Genomic DNA, 17,668 nt, shown 5'->3' with positions numbered 1-17,668 from the left:
GGCGGGCCGCCGGCCGGATGCAGGCACAGGCTGTACCAGGATCCGGCGCCGGACCGCGCGCACACTTGCCGTATGGACAAGCAGGAGCTCGGGACGTTTCTCCGCAGCCGCCGCGAGCGGCTGCGCCCGCAGGACGTCGGCCTTCCCTCCGGCCCCAGGCGCCGCACCCCGGGCCTCCGCCGCGAGGAGGTGGCGGTTCTCGCGCACATCTCCACGGAGTACTACGTCCGGCTCGAGCAGGGCAGGGCGCCACGTCCCTCGGGTGACGTCCTGGCCGCGCTCGCGGGAGCGTTGCGGCTCACCGAGGCGGAATCCGGCCACCTCCACCTTCTCGCGGGCACCGCGCCGAACCGTACCGGGCTGCACCGGCGTGACGTCCGCCCCAGCATCCTGACGCTCCTGGAGCGGCTGCCGCAGACGGCCGGCTTCGTGATGTCCGCCGTGTTCGAGGTCCTCGCCTGGAACGACCTCGCAGCCGCGCTCATGGAGGACTTCGCCCCGCTCGCCCCCGAGGACCGCAACCTCGCCCGCCGGGCCTTCCTCGGGCACACCGATGCGGCGCTCTACGGGGTCTCCGACGCCGCCGACTTCCGGCTGGGCGTCGTGGCGCAGCTCCGCGCCGCCCTCGCCCGTTATCCCGCCGATCCCGCGGTGACCGGCCTCGTGGGCGAACTGGCCGAGAGCAGTGGTGACTTCACCCGGCTGTGGGAACGGCAGGACGTGGAGGCCGCACCGGCGCTCACCAAGACCTTCCGTAACCCGGCCGTGGGGGAGGTCACCGTCGCCTGCGACACGCTCGGCCTCGTCGACCGTGACCAGTACCTCGTCCTGTTCAGCGCGCCGCCGGGGTCCCCCGACGCCGATGCCCTTGCTCTGCTGAACGTCCTGGGAGCACAGGCCGGCCACGGCCTGCGGTAGCGCCGCAGCGGGCCGGGGTGTGCCGATCCGCGGCCGGTCGGCGCTACCAGGTGCGTGCGGTGCGGCGCAGGTCCTCGAAGCTGGCGCGCAGGTGGTGCGCGAGCGTGCCCTCCTCCGGGTCGGCCAGCCACCGGGCCGCGCCGAGTTGGTGCGCGGCGGCACAGACGGAGGCGGTCAGCGTGGCCGCCGGGTCGGGCAGACCGCGTGCGCGCAGTGCGCCGGCGATCGCCTCGCCCAGGGCCGCCACCTTCGCCCGTTCGCGTTCCCGCAGATCGGCATGTGCGTCGAGGAGCTGCCTGCGGCGCTGTGCCGCCTCCCGGTGCCGGTCGAACCAGTCGCTGCCGGCGGTGAAGGCCGCGAGGACCGCGTCGAGCGGGGACTTCTCCTCGGGTGCGGCGGTCACCGCTTCGCGGATCCCGGCGATGAACGCGTCCTGACCGGGGAAGAGCACTTCGCGTTTGTCGGCGAAGTGGTTGTAGAAGGTGCGCTCGGTCAGTCCGGCCCGCGTCGCGATCTCGGCGACTGTCGTGCGTTCGTAGCCGCGCTCGGTGAACAACTCGATCGCGGCTTCCTGGAGCCGTTCCTGCGTGCCGCCCGGCCATCGTCCCATGACACGCAGAGTAGTGATTTCAGGTTCTGCAATCAACGTGTACGGTGATTTCAGAATCTGCAATCAATCTGGTGCTGCGGGACAGGGCCGCCCGCCGGGCGGCGGCACACCTCGCGGACCGGAACCGGACGGAGGAGTTCGTGATGGACGCTGCCGGACAGCGGGCGGGAGTGTTCCTGGGAGGCGCGTTCGCGCAGGCCCCCGGAACGGTCAACCTCGTGGACAGCGCTGTGGACCTCGCGCACGAGGTCGCCGACGCGGGCGTGCGCACCGTGTGGTTCGGGCAGGCGTCGGACTACGACGCGCCCCAACTCGCGGCGCTGGTGGGGCGGGCGGAGCCCCGGGTGCACGTGGGCACGTCGGTCGTGCCGATGTACCCCCGCCATCCCCTGCTGCTCGCGTCGGCGGCGAAGACGGCGCAGGCAGCCACCGCCGGGCGGTTCCGGCTCGGCGTCGGACTCGGGGCACGCAATGTGCTGGAACCGCAGTTCGGCCTGGCGTATCCGCCGCAGATCCGGCACCTGCGCGAGTACCTCACCGCGCTGCGCCCGCTGCTGGACGGCGAGGACACCGTCTTCGAAGGGGAGACGCTGACGTCCCGTCCGGTCGGCTCGACGGCGGTGGCCGGGGCCTCCCCGGCGATCCCGGTCCTGGTGGCGGCGATGGGGCCGCGGGCCCTCGCGGCTGCGGGCGAGCTGGCCGACGGGACGCTGCCGTTCCTGGCCGGGCCGCGCACGCTCGCCGAACGGATCGTGCCGGCCGTCACCGAGGCCGCCGCCGCGGCCGGGCGGCCGGCCCCGCAGATCGTGGCCGGGGTGCCCGCGGTGGTCACCGACGATGTCGCGACGGCCCGCGACCGGGTGTCGGCCGCCCTCGGCTTCTACGACAGCATCCCGTCCTACCGGAAGGTCGTCGCCGCCGAGGGCCTGTCGCAGGCGGCGGACCTGCTGGTCGCCGGCGACGAGGAGACCGTCACCACCGGGCTGCGCCGCTATCTCGACGCCGGGGCCACCGAGATCATGCTCACCCACACCGACCTCTTCGGGCAGGAGGAACGCGTACGGACCTGGAACGTCGCCCGGCGCCTGTGAGCCGGGCCCGGACCGGTCACCCGGGCTTGGCCGCCCGGTGAGGCGCTAGCCGGGGGCGACGACCCCGTGCTCGTAGGCGAGGATCACCGCCTGGGTGCGGTCGCGGGCGCCCAGCTTCCCCAGGACGGCGGCCACATGCGTCTTGGCCGTCGCCGTGCTGACGCCGCAGCGGTCCGCGATCTCGGCGTTCGTCAAACCGCGCGCCATCAGCCGCAGCACCGCCACCTCCCGCCCGGTCAGCCGCGCGGTGAGCTCACGGGCGCGCCGGCCGCCGGCGTGGCGGGCCGCCAGGGCACGTACCGCGGAGGGGAACAGCAGCGAGTCACCCCGCGCCACCACCCGTACGCCCGCGATCAGTTCGTCGGCCGTGGCGCGTTTCAGGAGGAATCCGTGGGCGCCGGCCCGCAGCGCGTCGTAGACGTAGGCGTCGTTCTCGAAGGTCGTCAGGATCAGGATGCGCGGGGCCGCCTCGCCCTGTGCGGCCAGCAGGTGCTCCGTTGCGCGGATGCCGTCCACGCGCGGCATCCGCACGTCCATCAGCACCACGTCGGGGCGCAGCCGGCGCACCACGGAGACCGCCTCGTCGCCGTCGGCAGCCTCGCCCGCCACCTCGATGTCCGGCTCGCCGGCCAGGATCGCCCGCAGCGCGGTGCGCACCATCTGTTCGTCGTCCGCGAGCACCACCCGCAGTGCCGGTGTCATGCTGTGGCCCCTCTCGTCTTCCTCGCCTTTGCCCGCACGGGCGGGGCGCCGGGCAGCGGCAGGCGGGCCGACAGCCGCCACAGCCCGCCCGCGCGTCCCGCGGAGGCGGTTCCGCCCAGCAGCGCCGCTCGCTCGGTGATCCCGGCCAGCCCCCGCCCGCCCGCATCGCGGACCGGGCCGGGACCGGGGACGGCGTTGTCCACCGTGTTCTGAACCGTCACGCGCAGCGCCCGCCCCTCCGGGCCCCGCTCCTCGGCCAGGTCGAGCCGCACGGTGGCGCCCGGGGCGTGCCGCAGGGCGTTGTGCAGGCCCTCCTGGACGATGCGGAACGCCTCGGCCGAGACCCGCCCGTCCAGCGCCTCGAGCGGGCCCAGCGCCGGGTCCGTCCGCGCCACCACCTCGGTTCCGGTCGCGCGGGTGCGGGCCAGCAGCGCCTCCAGGCCGGTCGCCAGGGTGGGCCCGGCGTGCCGGTCGTCCCCGTCCGACCGCAGCAGGCCCAGCACCGCGTCCAGTTCGGCCACCGCACCGCGGCCCGTCTCCTCGATCGCGGCCAGGGCCTGCCGCACGAACGCCGGGTCCGACTCCAGTACCCGGCGGGCGGCACCCGCCTGGAGGGCCACCGCGCTGAGCGCGTGCCCCACCGAGTCGTGCAGCTCCCTGGCCAGCCGGTTGCGGTTCGCCAGATCGGCGGCCCGGCGCTCGGCGGCGGCCAGCCGGTCCGCGGGGGTCGGCCCCAGCAGCAGGGGGGCGCAGCGGGCCAGCAGGGTCCCCGCCCCGTGGACGGCCGCCGCCAGCAGGACCAGCAGCGCGGCCCCGGCGACCGGTGCCGTCCACACCGCGTCGCCCGCGTGGTCCCACGGCCATGCCCAGTTGCCCGTCCGCAGGGCCGGGGCGAAGGGCAGCACCAGCAGGACGACGGCCATCGGCGGTACCGCCAGCGACGCGCCGCTCACCACGGCGCCCAGGCCCACGTGGAGCGTGAACCACGCGGCCGAACGTCGCCGGGCCGCCCAGGAGCGGGCCGGACCGACGGCCGGCCAGTGCGCGCGTGGCCCCGGCAGGCCGCACAGGGTGCGGGCAGCCGTCGACTCCAGTGACCGTACGAGCGGCAGCAGTCCGAAGACCGCCGCCGGCGGCAGCGACAGCGCGTACGCGAGTATCTGGGGGAGCGGCCGTGTCACCACGGCCCGTCCCAGGTCCGGCCGGACGACGCCGAGGGCCACCACGGCCAGCAGGAAGAACGGCATCAGCTGGGCGCCGCCCTGCAACAGGTGCACCCACCGCAGCCCCAGCGTCCGCAACCGGCTGCCGTCGCCTCGGTGTTCCGTCCGGACGGCTCCAGCGTCCATCTGCCCGGCTTCCCCCGTCCTGCCCAGCGACCGGTCCGTCATCGCGCCCGCCCGAAGCCTAGCGGCGCGATGCCGGGGTGCCGCCGGGCTGGGGGCCGCCGCCGGCTCCGCCCGCCCGGCCGGCGGCGGCCCGGGGAGTGGTGGCGGCCTGCGCCGTGCCGGCCCGGGGAGCGTCGGCCTGGTGGGTGGGGGCCGGGGGAGTGGCGGCCCGGTGTGTGGCGGCCTCGGGGACACCGGCCTGGCGCGTGACCGGCCGCGGACTGCCGGTCCGGCCGGTGGCCGGACGGGGAGCGTCGGCCCGGTGCACGACAGCCCGGGAAGCGGCAGCCCGCAGCCTGGCTGACCGGACCGCCGCCCGGCGGCGGAGGGCGCGGGCCAGCAGTGCGGTGAACAGCAGCCCGGCCAGCAGTTGCGCGGCGTACGTCCATTCCGCCGCCCGGTCGTCGTGCTGGCCCACCGTCCGGCCGCCGCCCGACAGGGAGCCCAGCAGCAGCCAGCCGCCCCAGCAGGCCAGCACGGCGGAGGCCGTCCCGGCGGTGATCAGCGTCGGCCACAGCCGGGCGCGGGAGCGGCGGGGCGTACCGCCGTGCAGCAGCCGCGCCGTGCCGAGCACGGCCAGCACCGTGTACGCGGCGAAGGTGGCCTCCACGATCCGTCTGTCGCCCGCGCCACCGCTGTCGAGCGCGAAGTCCGTGTGCGAGACCGCGGCGGGCAGCACCGCGAGGACGGCGACGGCGAAGGCGGCCCAGGCGGCGGCGCCCTCGGTGGCGCCCGTGCGCAGCGGGGAGCGCAGCAGTGCGCCCCAGCGCCGGCGCACGTACAGCGCGAACAGTCCGCCCAAGGCGAGGGCTTGCAGGGTGAAGCCCGTGTAGACCAGCGTCCACACCCACCCCTCCAGCAGCCGGCCGGGGTCGCCGTCGCCGGAGCCGCCGCCCGAGCGGAGCACACCGGTGACCGCCTGGAGGGGGAAGGCCACGGCGATGGGCCCCAGCAGTCCGGCGGCACCCCACAGCGGCAGCGCGAGCAGCAACCCGGGGAGCCGCTGTCCGAAGGGGCGGACCAGTGCGAGGACCAGCAGCAGGACGGTGGCGTCCATGGCGACGGTCAGCGCGTTGACGCTCCACAGGGCGGCGCCGCCGTCCCGCAGGGGGCTGCCCTCGGGGATGCCGAGGTGGCCGCCGGCCAGCCAGTTCAGCTTCAGCGTCAGATAGGGGAGGCAGGCGGTCACGGCTCCCGCGGCGAGCGCGGCTCTTGCTCTGTCCATGTCGTCCATGTCGTCCATGTCCTCCACGCTGCCGGGGCGCCGGGCGCGGGACATCGTGCCGGCCGCCGAACGTGCTCGGCCGCGCGGGCGAGGGGGTCCTCCTCGGGGCGGGCGACGGCCCGGGGCGGGCGACGGCCCGGCGCGCACCGCGGCCGGGGATTTCACAGGGCGCGGGTGGCGTGGGCCAGCCGGTCGCGGGCGTCGAACAGGGCCGTCTTGATGCGCTGTTCGTGCGCGGGGGTCAGCCGGGCCGCCGGCACCGAGCAGCTGATCGCGTCGCGGGCCGGGGTGCGGTAGGGGAGCGCGATGCCGAAGCAGCGCAGGCCCAGGGTGTTCTCCTCGCGGTCCACCGCGTACCCCTGTTCCCGCACCAGGTGCAGCTCCTCGATGAGTGCTTCCCGGTCGGTGAGGGTGTTGTCCGTGACGCGCGCCGGGTGCGGCGGCAGCATGGCGCGGACCTCTTCGTCGCTGCGGGCGGCCAGCAGCGCCTTGCCCAGGGACGTGGAGTGGGCGGGCAGCCGCCGCCCCACGCGGGCGAAGGGCCGCAGATAGTGCTGCGACTGGCGGGTGGCGAGGTAGACGACGTCGGTGCCGTCGAGCCGGGCGAGGTGGATCGTCTCGGTGGTCTCCTCCGCGAGCCGGTCGAGGACGGGCCGGGCGGCGGTGACCACCTCGTCGCTGTCGATGTACGAGGAGCCCACCAGCAGGGCGCGTACGCCGATCCCGTACCGGGTGCCGGTCGCGTCCGTCTCCACCCAGCCGAGGTCGGTCAGTGTGCGCAGCAGCATGTAGAGGCTCGACTTGGGGTAGCCGACGGCCTCCTGGACGCCGGCGAGGGTGTGCATGCCGGGCCGGTGTGCGAAGAACTCCAGCAACTCCACTGTCCGCACGGCCGATTTGACCTGCGCGCCCTGCGCCTCCGTACCGGACATCTCCCCTGAACCCCTTGTGTTCGCGTCTGTCCGCGCAGCCCCGCGGCCCGGAAGCGGTCAACCACCAAGATGCCGTTCAGACTACCGACCTGGCCTGCCCGCGCACCGGCCCGGACCCCTCGCGGCCGGCGGTCGGGGGCCGTGGCACCGGCCCGGTGTCCACCCACGGGAACTCGGTGGACGGGCGGCGCACCCCCCGGCGAGACTGAGCGGATGGGTCATCGTCTGCTCGCTGCCGAGTTCACCCCAGAGGTCTGCTACCTCAACACCGCCTCCCACGGACTGCTGCCCGCCCGCACGGTGGCCGCGGTCACCCAGGCCGCGACCGAGATGGCCGCGGGCCACATCGACCAGGTCGCGTACTACGCGGCGGTGGACGCGGCGCGGGCCGCCTTCGCCCGCATCGTGGGTACGACGCCGGACCGCGTGGCCGCGGGCAGCGCCGTCTCCGTCCACATCGGTCTGATCGCCGCCTCGCTCCCGGCCGGCGCCACGGTGCTGGCTCCCGAGGGGGAGTTCAGCTCCGTCGTCAACCCGTTCACCGTCCGCGACGATCTGACGCTGCGCACCGTGCCGCTGGACGAGCTGGCCGGGGCCGTCGACGAGACGACCGCCCTGGTGGCGGTCAGCGCGGTGCAGTCCCGGGACGGGCGCATCGCCGATCTGGCCGCTGTCCGTGAGGCCGCGCGGGCGGTCGGCGCCCGGACGCTGGTGGACGTGACGCAGTCGGCGGGCTGGCTGCCCTTCAGCGCGGACGAGCACGACTACGTCGTGTGCGGCGCCTACAAGTGGCTGCTGTGCCCGCGCGGTACGTCGTTCCTGGTCGTCTCCGGCGAGGCGCAGGAGGCGGGGGCGCTGCGTCCGCTGCACGCCGGCTGGGTCGCGGGCGCCTCCCCGTGGGACGACTGCTACGGGCCCATCGCCCGGCTCGACCCCGACGCGCGGGCCTTCGAACAGCCGGCGCCGTTCCTGCCGTACCTGGGCGCCGCGCAGTCGCTCGCCCTCATCGAGGAACTGGGCGGCCCCGAGACGATCGGCGCGCACGACCGGGCGCTGGCGGCCCGGTTCCGCAAGGGCGTCACCGAACTGGGCCTGGGCCATGAGCCGGTGCCGGGCGACTCGGCGATCGTCGCCGTGCCCGGCCTGGGTGAGCTGTCGGAACGGCTGACGGCCGGCGGTGTGTCCCTCTCCGTCCGCGACGGCAATCTGCGCGCCGCCTTCCACCTGTACAACACTGAGGAGGACGTCGACCTGCTCCTCAGCCTCCTGGAGGGCTGACCCCGGACAGCAGGACCCGGACAGCAGTCCCGGTCAGCAGAACCCGGACAGCAGTCCCGGACAGCAGTCCCGGACAGCAGAACCCGGACAGCAGTCCCGGACAGCGGCTCCGGGCAGCAGTTCCGGACAGGACGAAGGGGCGGGACCGCGTACGGTCCCGCCCCCGCCGTCAGTGGGCCGCCGGCCGGATCACTTCACCGGAGTGAAGTCCCGCGCCCCGATGAACTCGGGACGGCGGACCGGCGCCGCGAAGGGCTCCACCGCCTCGTTCTCCACGCTGTTGAAGACGATGAACACGTTGCTCCGCGGGTACGGAGTGATGTTGTCGCCGCTGCCGTGCATGCAGTTGCAGTCGAACCACGTCGCCGAACCCGGCTTGCCGGTGAACAGCTTGATGCCGTGCGCGTCGGCGAACTTGGTCAGCGCCTCGTCCGACGGCGTGCCCGCGTCCTGCATCTGGAGCGACTTCTTGTAGTTGTCCTTCGGCGTCTCGCCCGCGCAGCCGAGGAAGGTCTTGTGCGACCCCGGCATGATCATCAGGCCGCCGTTGGTCTCGTAGTTCTCCGTCAGCGCGATCGAGACCGACACGGTCCGCATCCGCGGCAGACCGTCCTCCGCGTGCCAGGTCTCGAAGTCGGAGTGCCAGTAGAAGCCCGTGGCGCCGAAGCCCGGCTTGACGTTGATCCGGGACTGGTGCACGTACACGTCCGAGCCCAGGATCTGCCGCGCCCTGCCCACGATGCGCGGGTCACGCACCAGTCCGGCGAAGACCTCGCTGATCTTGTGCACCTCGAACACGGACCGGATCTCCTGCGACTTCGGCTCGACGATCGAGCGTTCGTCGGCACGGATGACCGGATCCGAGGTGAGCCGGTTCAGTTCCGCCCGCAGCTTGTCGACCTCGTCCGGGCCGATCAGCTGGTCGATGGCGAGGAACCCGTCCCGCTCGTAGGCCGCCAGGTCCGGGGCCTCGATCGGCCCCGGAGCACCCGGCTCGGACCACACCACGGGGTCCATCCGCGGCGTCGCCACCTCGGTGGTGCCACGGGTCGGGTACAGGTCGGCGGTGCGCTCGGGTGCGGTGGTCATGGAAGTGCCTTCCTCTCCTCTCGTACGGCCCTGTTCAGTCGGCGGAACGGCCGCGCCGGCGAGACGACGCCCACGCGGCCCGACGGACCGGGAACCGGTCCGGGACGACGCCGGGGGACTGTGGCTCAGTCCTCGTCCGGCTCCGTGAGCAGCGGGTAGACACCGTTCTCGTCGTGGTCCTCCCGGCCGGTGACCGGCGGGTTGAAGACGCACACGCACCGGAAGTCGGTCTTCGGGCGCATCGTGTGCTTCTCGTGCCCGTCGAGGAGGTACATCGTGCCGGGAGTGATCCAGTGCTTCTCGCCGGTCTCGTCGTTGGTCAGTTCCGCCTCGCCCTCGACGCAGAGAACGGCCTCGATGTGGTTGGCGTACCACATCGACGTCTCCGTCCCCGCGTAGAGGATCGTCTCGTGCAGGGAGAAGCCCACCTTCTCCTTCGCCAGGACGATGCGCTTGCTCTCCCATGTGCCCGACTTCGCCTTGATGTGGCGGTCGGTGTTCTCGATGTCCTTGAAGGAACGGACTATCACTGTCTGATGGTGCCTTTCTCTGTGTGTATCACGGAAGAGGCCCGCCCCGGCGTCAGCCAGGACGGGCCGCGTCACGGGGGTCAGGCGGTCTCGCGCACGGCGCGCGCCAGGATGCGCAGCCCCTCGTCCAGCTCGTCGGGCGTGGTGGTCAGCGCGGGCAGCAGCTTGACGACCTCGCTCTCCGGGCCGGAAGTCTCGATGAGCAGCCCCAGTTCGAAGGCGCGGCGGGCCACGGCGTTGGCCCGGTTCTTGTTGTGGAACTCCAGGCCCCACACCAGGCCGCGGCCCCGGTAGTCGGCGACCTCGTCGGCGTGCTCCTCCGCGATGGCCTTGAGCGCCGCCTCCACCTGCTCACCGCGGGAGAGGATCTGCTTCTCCATCTGGCCGTCCGCCCAGTACGTCTGGAGCGCGGCCGTCGCGGTGACGAACGCCGGGTTGTTGCCGCGGAAGGTGCCGTTGTGCTCGCCCGGCTCCCAGATGTCCAGCTCCGGCTTGAAGAGGGTGAGCGCCAGCGGCAGCCCGTAGCCGCCGATCGACTTCGACAGGGTGATGATGTCCGGCTTGATGCCCGCCTCCTCGAAGGAGAAGAAGGCGCCGGTACGGCCGCAGCCCATCTGGATGTCGTCGACGATCAGCAGCATGTCGTGCCGCTTGCACAGGTCCGCCAGGGCCCGCAGCCACTCGGCACGCGCGACGTTGATGCCGCCCTCGCCCTGCACCGTCTCCACGATGACCGCCGCGGGCTTGTTGAGCCCGGAGCCCTGGTCGACCAGCAGCCGCTCGAACCAGACGAAGTCCTCGGTGGCGCCGTTGAGGTAGTCGTCGAACGGCATCGGCGTGCCGTGCACCAGGGGGATGCCGGCGCCCGCCCGCTTGAAGGCGTTGCCGGTCACGGCCAGGGAGCCCAGCGACATGCCGTGGAAGGCGTTGGTGAACGAGACGATCGACTCGCGGCCCTTGACCTTGCGGGCCAGCTTGAGCGCCGCCTCCACCGCGTTGGTGCCGGTCGGGCCGGGGAACATCACCTTGTGGTCCAGACCGCGCGGGGCCAGCACCAGCTCCTGGAACGTCTCCAGGAACGAGCGTTTGGCCACGGTGGACATGTCCAGGCCGTGCGTGACGCCGTCCCGCTCCAGGTAGTCCAGGAGGGCCCGCTTGAGGACCGGGTTGTTGTGGCCGTAGTTGAGGGTGCCCGCTCCGGCGAAGAAGTCGAGGTAGGTGTGGCCGTCCTCGTCGTACATGTGCGCGCCCTGCGCCCGGTCGAAGACGGTAGGCCAGCCACGGCAGTAGCTGCGCACCTCCGACTCCACGGTTTCGAAGACACTGAGGTCCGGCTGGGTGATGGTCACAGCTTGCTCCTGGGAGTGAGTCGCGTGAGGAGAGAAGTCCGCTGGGAGGGCCGGCGACGGGCCTACCCGTGGTGGTTCGGCCGTATACGTCAGCGCTTCGATGCGCCGGGAAACACGACCGGGCCGATCCGGTAGAGCACCTCCGGCAGGTGGCCGTCCTCGGGGAAGAGGCCGGCGTCGAACAGCACGTCCTTGGCGACCGCTGCCGAGTGGCGCTGCGCGTAGGAGGCGAACAACCGGTTCGAGGGGGTGTTGTCCGGGGTGACCGTGGTCTCGATGCTGTCGATGCCGTGCTCCTCGGCGACACGGAGTGTCAGCCCGTCCAGCATCGCCGCCGCGAGTCCGCGGCCCCGGGCCGCCTCGTCGACGGCCACCTGCCACACCAGCAGGGTGCGGGGCCGCTCGGGGCGCAGGTAGCCGGTGATGAAACCGACCGGTTCACCGGACCCGTCCCGGGCGACGACCGAGGTGGCGGCGAAGTCGCGACACCACAGCAGGTAGCTGTAGGAGGAGTTGAGATCGAGGGTCTTGGAGTCGCGGGCGATGCGCCAGATCGCGGCCCCGTCGTCCACACGAGGTGTGTCGAGCTTCAGTCCCTCCGGCATTTCCAGAAAGTCTCTGTGGGCACGTGCATGGTCTGCTTGTGCGGCGGTCATGCGAATTCAATTTACCCAGGAGAATCTGAAAGCGCACGGGGGTGAGGGGTTACGCCAGAAGGGCTGTTTGTGTTATCGCGCGCGGGCGAACGGGCGCACGAGCCCCCGGGAAACCGCCCCCTTTCGCACGATTATGTCCGTATATTGCGGACGCGCTGTGGAGTATGTCACAGTGCGATAACGGCCGTGCGAGGGGTCCGGAATATGCGGTTCACGCGCTAGCGAAATCTTTGCGTTTGAGATGCAGGAAAGCGGGCAGAAGAAGACGGGAACCTGCGCCGGAAAACCTGTGAGGAATACATCGTAAACCCGGGGGTAAACGCATGTCCCGGTTTTCCGTGAGTATGCCTGCGCTTCTCCTCGGGTACCCCCGGGCGCCACTTTTCCGGGGCGCCCGCGCCGCTTCTCCGCCATGCCTGACGCATCCGGCCGGCGGCGCCCCGCCGCCTGTCGCTCCCGCTCGCGCCGGGCGCTGTCCCGCCGGGTGCCGCTCCCGCTCGTGCCGGGCGCTGTCCCACCCCGCACCCCGGCCGCCGGGTGCCGTCCCGTCCCACCCCGCACCCTGGACGGCGCCGTACCCGGCACTCGTACAGTGCGGCCATGAGTGAGCGCGCGAGTCTGCACATCAAGGGGCGGGTACTGGTCGGACCCGAGGAGGTCAGGGACGAACTGTGGGTGGTGGACGGCCGCGTCACCTACCAGCCGCCCCGCTCACCCGCCGTCCACGCCGACCCCCCGACACTGGAGGGCTGGGTACTGCCCGGACTGGTCGACGCGCACTGCCACGTCGGCCTCGACGCCCACGGCCCGGTCGACGCCGGCACCAGCGAGAAACAGGCGCTCACCGACCGGGACGCCGGCGCACTGCTGCTGCGCGACGCGGGCTCCCCCTCCGACACCCGCTGGATCGACGACCGCGACGACCTGCCCCGCATCATCCGCGCGGGCCGCCACATCGCGCGCACCCGCCGCTACATCCGCAACTACGCGCACGAGATCGAACCCGGCGACCTCGCCGCCTACGTGCGCCGCGAAGCCCGCCGCGGCGACGGCTGGGTCAAACTCGTCGGCGACTGGATCGACCGCGCCGAAGGCGACCTCAGCCCCTGCTGGCCCCGCTGGGCCATCGAGGAGGCCATCACCGCCGCCCACGAGGAAGGCGCCCGCGTCACCGCGCACTGCTTCGCCGAGAACTCCCTGCGCGACCTGGTCGAAGCGGGCATCGACTGCATCGAGCACGCCACCGGGCTCACCGAGGAGACCATCCCCCTGTTCGCCGAGCGCGGCGTCGCCATCGTCCCCACCCTGGTCAACATCGCCACCTTCCCCACCCTGGCCGCGGGCGGCGAGAAGAAGTACCCCCGCTGGGCCGCCCACATGCGCGACCTGCACGCCCGCCGCTACGACACCGTGCGGGCCGCGTGGGAGGCGGGCATCCCCGTCTTCACCGGCACCGACGCGGGCGGCTCCCTCGCCCACGGGCTCGTCGGCCAGGAAGTCGCCGAACTGGCCGCCGCCGGCATCCCCGCGCGGGACGCGCTCTCGGCAGCCGTATGGCACGCCCGCGACTGGCTCGGCCGTCCCGGCCTCACCGAGGGCGCCCCCGCCGACCTCGTCGTCTACGCCGCGGACCCCCGCGACGACCTGCGCGTCCTCACCGCGCCCCGGCACGTCGTGCTGCGCGGCCAGGTCGTCCGCTGACGACTCGCCGCCGGACCCCCGCCGTCCTCGCTCCCGGCCGGGAAGGAGCCGGGCCCGGCGGCCGGAGCGGGTGACATGCGGCACCCGGTGCCGCAGGCTGGAGGCATGACACCCACGGGACCCGACGGCGCGAGAGGGGACGGCGGCGGTCGGTCTACGGCCTCGGCACGGGACGTGCTCGCCCAGGTCGCCGACCACTTCCGGGAGTTCGAGACCGGCCCGCCCGCCACGCCCGAACCACCCGACGGACCGCTGGGCTGGCCCGGCTACAACGCAGCGCGGGCCCGCGCCCGGGAACGCACCGGCGAACAGGAGTCCGTGGTGTGCGGCACCGGGCGGATCGGCGCCCGCGAAGCGGTGCTGCTCTCCTTCGAGTTCGGCTTCCTCGGCGGCTCCCTCGGGGCCCGCACCGGTGACCTCGTCGAGACCGCGCACGAGCAGGCCCGCCGGCTGCGGCTGCCCGTCGTCACCCTCGTGGCCACCGGCGGCAGCCGCATGCAGGAGGGCATGCGCGCCCTCAGCCAGCTCCAGCGCGTCGCCCGGCAGACCGCGCTGACCCGCGCGGCGGGGCTGCCGCAGCTCGCCGTCGTCCGCGACCCGACCACGGGCGGCGGATGGGCCACCCTCGCCGCCGGTGCGGACATCGTGCTGGGGCTGCCCGGCGCACAGGTCGCGTTCGCCGGCTCCCGGGTCCGGCCGCCCGACGCGGACCCGGCCGCCTACACGGCGGAGGCCCAGTACGCGGCCGGCCACCTCGACCAACTGGTACCCGCCCACGAGCTGGCCCGGACCCTCGCCCACTGGCTCACCCTCCTGACCGCCGGCCCCCGCCACGCCCCGGACGGCACCCCCGCACCACCCGAACCCGCACCGGTACCGCACGCGCTGACGCGGGGGCGGCACCTCGGGGAGGAGTCGGGGCCGCACCTTGGGGAAGAGGGGGCGGAGGCGCCGCCGCGTCGGCGGGGGGAGCGGGCGGAGGCGCTGCCGTCTGGTGCCGGGGCGCACACCGTGGGGCCCGCGCCCGTTCCTGGGGCTCCCACGGCCGCTCCGCCGTCCGGCGCCGGGGCGCACACGGTGGGGCCCGCACCCGTGTCCGGGACCCCCACCACCGCCCCGCCGTCCGGCGCCGGGACACCTGCTGGCGCCGCACCGCCGCCCGGGCCCGGCGTACGTGCCACGGCCTCGCCACCGGGGGCCGAGGGGTCCGCCGGAGAGGGGCCGCCCGGGCCGGCGGGCGAGCACCCCGCACCCGAGGTGCGGGCCACGGCTTCGCCGCCGGGGTCGGGGCCGTCTGCCCCCGACGCACCCGCCGGAACGGACCGGGCCGCCGCCGAGCCGCAAACGGGCGACGGGCCGCACGCCTCGGTGGAAGGGACCTACGCTGCCGTGGCGCCCGGCAGCGGCATGGCCGCCGTGGCGCGGGCAAGGGCCGCCGGACGGCCCCGCGCCGCCGCCTACCTGGACGCGTACTTCGACAGCCGTGAGGAGATCAACGGCGACCGCTGCGGCGGGACCGACCCGGGCATGCGGTGCGGCTTCGGACTGCGGGACGGGCGGACCGTCGCCTTCGCCGCCCAGTGCGGCACCCCCACCCGGCCCGCCGGATACCGCACCGCCACCCGCCTGCTGCGCCTGGCCGCCCGGCTCGGCATCCCCGTCCTCACCCTCATCGACACGCCCGGCGCCGCCAACGGGCCCGACGCGGAGGCGGCCGGTGCCGGTCCCGCCATCGCAGAGACGTTCGCCGCCGTCGCGGAGTCACCGGTGCCCGTCACCTCGCTGCTGATCGGCGAGGGCGGCTCCGGCGGCGCCCTCGCCCTGGCCGCGCCCGGCCGGCTGTGGGTCACCCCGGACAGCTACTTCTCCGTCATCGCGCCGGAGTCGGCCGCCGCCATCCTCAAACGCGACTCCGGCCGTGTCGCGGAGACGGCCGACGCGCTGCGGCTGCGCCCCCAGGACGTCGTCGCCCTCGGCGTGGCCCGCGGCATCGTCCCGCCGGCACACCACTCTCAGTGACCGTCGGGGTGGCGCCGCATGAGGACGTTGCAGTCGGCGACGGTCGTCCAGTCACCACCCGCCCGGGCGCGGTTCCCGCAGGCTGCCAGCTCCCGGTAATCGGCGACACCGCGTCAGTCCGCGTACGTGAACGGGTATCCACCCAGCAGGCGGAAAGATGGCTGAGCAACGCGGATCTCACCCCGCACGCGAGGAACCGAGCGGACGCCTGTCGAGCGCTGGGAGTGGATGAGGACATGCTTTGGCCAAAGGTTGTGCAGGAGCGCGTCAAGGCAGGCCACGACCGGGAGCTGGTCCACAGCTACCCGTACCGTTCCGCGTGCCCGTCCACGGTCTGGTCCGAACTGGTCGAAGCGGCGAGCGGAGAGGTGTTCCTCGCCGGTTACACGAACTATTTCTTCTGGACCCAGGTCCCGCACTTCGCCGACACGGTCAGGCGCAAGGCGCATGCCGGATGCCGCGTCCGCTTCCTGCTCGGGGACCCGGACGGAGAGGTGACCAGGCAGCGCGAGGAGATCGAGGACGTGGCGCTGTCCGTGTCCACGCGCATTCGCATCACGCTGGAACATCTCGACCGTCTCGGTTCGCTGCCCGGTGTGGAGACGCGGGTCTCCGCCCCGCCGGACGCGGTCAACCACGTGAGCCTGTCCGTGTTCCGGTTCGACAACGAGGCACTGGTCACGCCCCACCTCGCGCGTCTCGTCGGCCACGACTCCCCGCTGCTGCACCTCCGCCGACAGGGCGCCGGGGGAATGTTCGACCGCTTCGCGGAACACGCCGAAGAACTGTGGAGCCGTGCGCTTCCCTGCGACCCAGCGGCCAGCAATGAGAGCAGGTGACGGTGACGGCATCTCGACGCCGAAGCGTGGTCACAGGCTGGAACGCTCCGTTTTCGGACCGCACAAGTGCGGAATAGGCACCGGGCGTCCGCTGTTCCCCCGCGTATGCGTGTGGAGATCTGGGCGGACATCGCCTGTCCGTGGTGTTACATCGGCAAGGCCCGGTTCGAGAAGGGGCTGGCGGCCTTCGCTCACCGGGACGAGGTCGAGGTGGTGCACCGTTCCTTCGAGCTGGACCCGAACGCGGACGGTCCCGGCGGTGAGCCGGTCGTGCGGCACCTGGCGGACAAGTACGGCTTGAGCCCCCAGGAGGCTCAGGCCGCCGAGGCGCGGGTCGCCGAGGCCGCGCACGGCGAGGGGCTGGGCTATGAGCTGGGCCGGCTGACGGCGGGCTCCACCTTCGGGCTGCATCGCCTGCTGCACCATGCCAAGGAGCAGGGGACGGCCGTGCACAGCGCCTTGCTGGACGCTTTCTACCGGGCGAACTTCGCCGATCTGCTGCCGCTGGGGGACGCGGAGACCGTGGTCGCCGTCGCCACCGGGGCCGGGCTGGACGAGGCGGAGGTGCGGCGGGTGCTGGCCGACCCGGACGCGTACGCCGCCCAGGTGCGGGCCGACGAGCGGGAGGCGGCCTCCCTGGGTGCCACCGGCGTACCGTTCTTCGTGCTGGACCGCCGCTTCGGGGTTTCCGGGGGCCAGCCCGCCGAGGTCTTCACCCGGGCTCTGGAGCAGGCGTACGCGGCGGCGGGCGGCCTCGTCCAGGTGGCCGGGGCGACGGCCGGGCACGAGGACGCACCCGTGTGTGCGGACGGTTCGTGCGAGGTGCCCGCGCACCGGCACTGACCCGCGCCGCCGTGCGCGGACCCGAGGTGAAGGGAACGGGGATGACGGAACGCAAGCCCCCGGGCGTCGGCTTCGAGACGTGGGCCGACCGGCAGATCCGGGAGGCCGAGGAGCGCGGCGAGTTCGCGAACCTGCCCGGTGCGGGCAAGCCGCTGCCGGATCTGGACGCTCCGTACACCGAGCAGTGGTGGGTGGAGCGCAAGATGCGCGACGAGAACTTGTCGTACCTGCCGCCGTCGCTGGTGCTGCGCAAGGACGCGCAGGAGGCGGAGGAGCGAGCTGCCCGGGCGCGTTCCGAGGCGGAGGTCCGGGCGATCCTGACGGACATCAACGTCCGGATCGAGGAGGCCGTGCGCACGCCGCCGGAGGGGCCGCCGCACCGGCTGGTCCCGTTCGACGTGGAGCGTGCCGTGCGGCGGTGGCGCGCGGAGCGATCGCACAGGGATTCGCGTTAATCGTTGGTGCCTGTTCGGACGGATGTGCTTTCTTTGCGCATGT

Annotated in this window: 17 protein-coding genes; 8 read left to right on the top strand and 9 right to left on the bottom strand. The window is 73.4% G+C overall.

The window, feature by feature from the left end; translation table 11 throughout:
• Nucleotides 1-72: 72 nt before the first annotated feature.
• The gene (locus IO40_RS0115050; RefSeq protein ID WP_031175545.1) at nucleotides 73-918 is read left to right on the top strand and encodes a helix-turn-helix transcriptional regulator; all 846 of its coding nucleotides are present in this window, start codon (nucleotides 73-75) and stop codon (nucleotides 916-918) included.
• 43 nt (nucleotides 919-961) lie between these two features.
• Here IO40_RS0115050 and IO40_RS0115045 read toward each other — a convergent pair whose 3' ends face one another.
• Complete coding sequence (locus IO40_RS0115045) at nucleotides 962-1,528, bottom strand: TetR/AcrR family transcriptional regulator (protein WP_016468164.1); 567 nt, start codon at nucleotides 1,526-1,528, stop codon at nucleotides 962-964.
• 143 nt (nucleotides 1,529-1,671) lie between these two features.
• On the opposite strand from IO40_RS0115045, the gene IO40_RS0115040 reads away from it, so the two are divergent.
• Nucleotides 1,672-2,619, top strand: coding sequence for a TIGR03564 family F420-dependent LLM class oxidoreductase (locus IO40_RS0115040; RefSeq protein ID WP_016468163.1), 948 nt, complete (start codon nucleotides 1,672-1,674; stop codon nucleotides 2,617-2,619).
• Nucleotides 2,620-2,664: 45 nt separating this feature from the next.
• On the opposite strand, the gene IO40_RS0115035 is transcribed toward IO40_RS0115040, so the two are convergent.
• From IO40_RS0115035 to IO40_RS0115020, 4 genes are all read right to left on the bottom strand, one after another.
• Entirely contained in the window at nucleotides 2,665-3,321 is a 657-nt protein-coding gene (locus IO40_RS0115035) for a response regulator transcription factor (RefSeq protein ID WP_016468162.1), read from the bottom strand.
• Nucleotides 3,318-4,568, bottom strand: coding sequence for a sensor histidine kinase (locus tag IO40_RS0115030; protein ID WP_234336530.1), 1,251 nt, complete (start codon nucleotides 4,566-4,568; stop codon nucleotides 3,318-3,320). Before IO40_RS0115030 ends, IO40_RS0115035 begins: the two co-directional genes overlap by 4 nt.
• Nucleotides 4,569-4,728: 160 nt before the next feature.
• Complete coding sequence (locus IO40_RS33575; protein WP_135566623.1) at nucleotides 4,729-5,952, bottom strand: hypothetical protein; 1,224 nt, start codon at nucleotides 5,950-5,952, stop codon at nucleotides 4,729-4,731.
• Nucleotides 5,953-6,095: 143 nt separating this feature from the next.
• Nucleotides 6,096-6,866 carry an IclR family transcriptional regulator gene (locus tag IO40_RS0115020; RefSeq protein ID WP_016468159.1) on the bottom strand — a complete coding sequence of 257 codons (771 nt, stop codon included), beginning with the start codon at nucleotides 6,864-6,866 and terminating at the stop codon, nucleotides 6,096-6,098.
• Between the two features lie 213 nt (nucleotides 6,867-7,079).
• Here IO40_RS0115020 and IO40_RS0115015 point away from each other — a divergent pair, with 213 nt between their 5' ends.
• Complete coding sequence (locus tag IO40_RS0115015) at nucleotides 7,080-8,144, top strand: aminotransferase class V-fold PLP-dependent enzyme (RefSeq protein WP_016468158.1); 1,065 nt, start codon at nucleotides 7,080-7,082, stop codon at nucleotides 8,142-8,144.
• A 189-nt stretch (nucleotides 8,145-8,333) separates the two neighbouring features.
• Here IO40_RS0115015 and thpD read toward each other — a convergent pair whose 3' ends face one another.
• The 4 genes from thpD to ectA all read right to left on the bottom strand — a co-directional run bounded on the left by thpD (nucleotide 8,334) and on the right by ectA (nucleotide 11,717).
• Complete coding sequence (gene thpD, locus IO40_RS0115010; protein ID WP_016468157.1) at nucleotides 8,334-9,233, bottom strand: ectoine hydroxylase; 900 nt, start codon at nucleotides 9,231-9,233, stop codon at nucleotides 8,334-8,336.
• A 125-nt stretch (nucleotides 9,234-9,358) separates the two neighbouring features.
• Nucleotides 9,359-9,763, bottom strand: a complete 405-nt coding sequence (locus tag IO40_RS0115005; protein WP_016468156.1) for an ectoine synthase — start codon at nucleotides 9,761-9,763, stop codon at nucleotides 9,359-9,361.
• 80 nt (nucleotides 9,764-9,843) lie between these two features.
• Nucleotides 9,844-11,112 (bottom strand): diaminobutyrate--2-oxoglutarate transaminase, encoded by a 1,269-nt coding sequence (ectB, locus tag IO40_RS0115000; protein ID WP_016468155.1) that lies wholly within the window; start codon nucleotides 11,110-11,112, stop codon nucleotides 9,844-9,846.
• Nucleotides 11,113-11,201: 89 nt separating this feature from the next.
• Nucleotides 11,202-11,717, bottom strand: coding sequence for a diaminobutyrate acetyltransferase (gene ectA, locus IO40_RS0114995; protein WP_016468154.1), 516 nt, complete (start codon nucleotides 11,715-11,717; stop codon nucleotides 11,202-11,204).
• 651 nt (nucleotides 11,718-12,368) lie between these two features.
• Between ectA and IO40_RS0114990 the strand changes: the two genes are divergently transcribed.
• The 5 genes from IO40_RS0114990 (at nucleotide 12,369) to IO40_RS0114965 (ending at nucleotide 17,625) form a co-directional block, all read left to right on the top strand.
• Nucleotides 12,369-13,469 carry an amidohydrolase family protein gene (locus IO40_RS0114990; RefSeq protein ID WP_016468153.1) on the top strand — a complete coding sequence of 367 codons (1,101 nt, stop codon included), beginning with the start codon at nucleotides 12,369-12,371 and terminating at the stop codon, nucleotides 13,467-13,469.
• 105 nt (nucleotides 13,470-13,574) lie between these two features.
• Nucleotides 13,575-15,488, top strand: a complete 1,914-nt coding sequence (locus IO40_RS35875; protein ID WP_041968938.1) for a carboxyl transferase domain-containing protein — start codon at nucleotides 13,575-13,577, stop codon at nucleotides 15,486-15,488.
• A gap of 236 nt (nucleotides 15,489-15,724) precedes the next feature.
• Entirely contained in the window at nucleotides 15,725-16,327 is a 603-nt protein-coding gene (locus IO40_RS0114975; RefSeq protein ID WP_016468151.1) for a hypothetical protein, read from the top strand.
• Between the two features lie 105 nt (nucleotides 16,328-16,432).
• Nucleotides 16,433-17,170 (top strand): DsbA family oxidoreductase, encoded by a 738-nt coding sequence (locus IO40_RS0114970; RefSeq protein WP_016468150.1) that lies wholly within the window; start codon nucleotides 16,433-16,435, stop codon nucleotides 17,168-17,170.
• Nucleotides 17,171-17,211: 41 nt separating this feature from the next.
• On the top strand, nucleotides 17,212-17,625 hold the full coding sequence (locus IO40_RS0114965; RefSeq protein ID WP_030408672.1) for a DnaJ family domain-containing protein: 414 nt from the start codon (nucleotides 17,212-17,214) through the stop codon (nucleotides 17,623-17,625).
• Nucleotides 17,626-17,668: the final 43 nt, after the last annotated feature.

It is taken from the genome of Streptomyces albus subsp. albus (genome assembly GCF_000725885.1).
Lineage (GTDB): Bacteria > Actinomycetota > Actinomycetes > Streptomycetales > Streptomycetaceae > Streptomyces > Streptomyces albus.
This window is presented reverse-complemented; position numbering and strand designations above follow the sequence as displayed.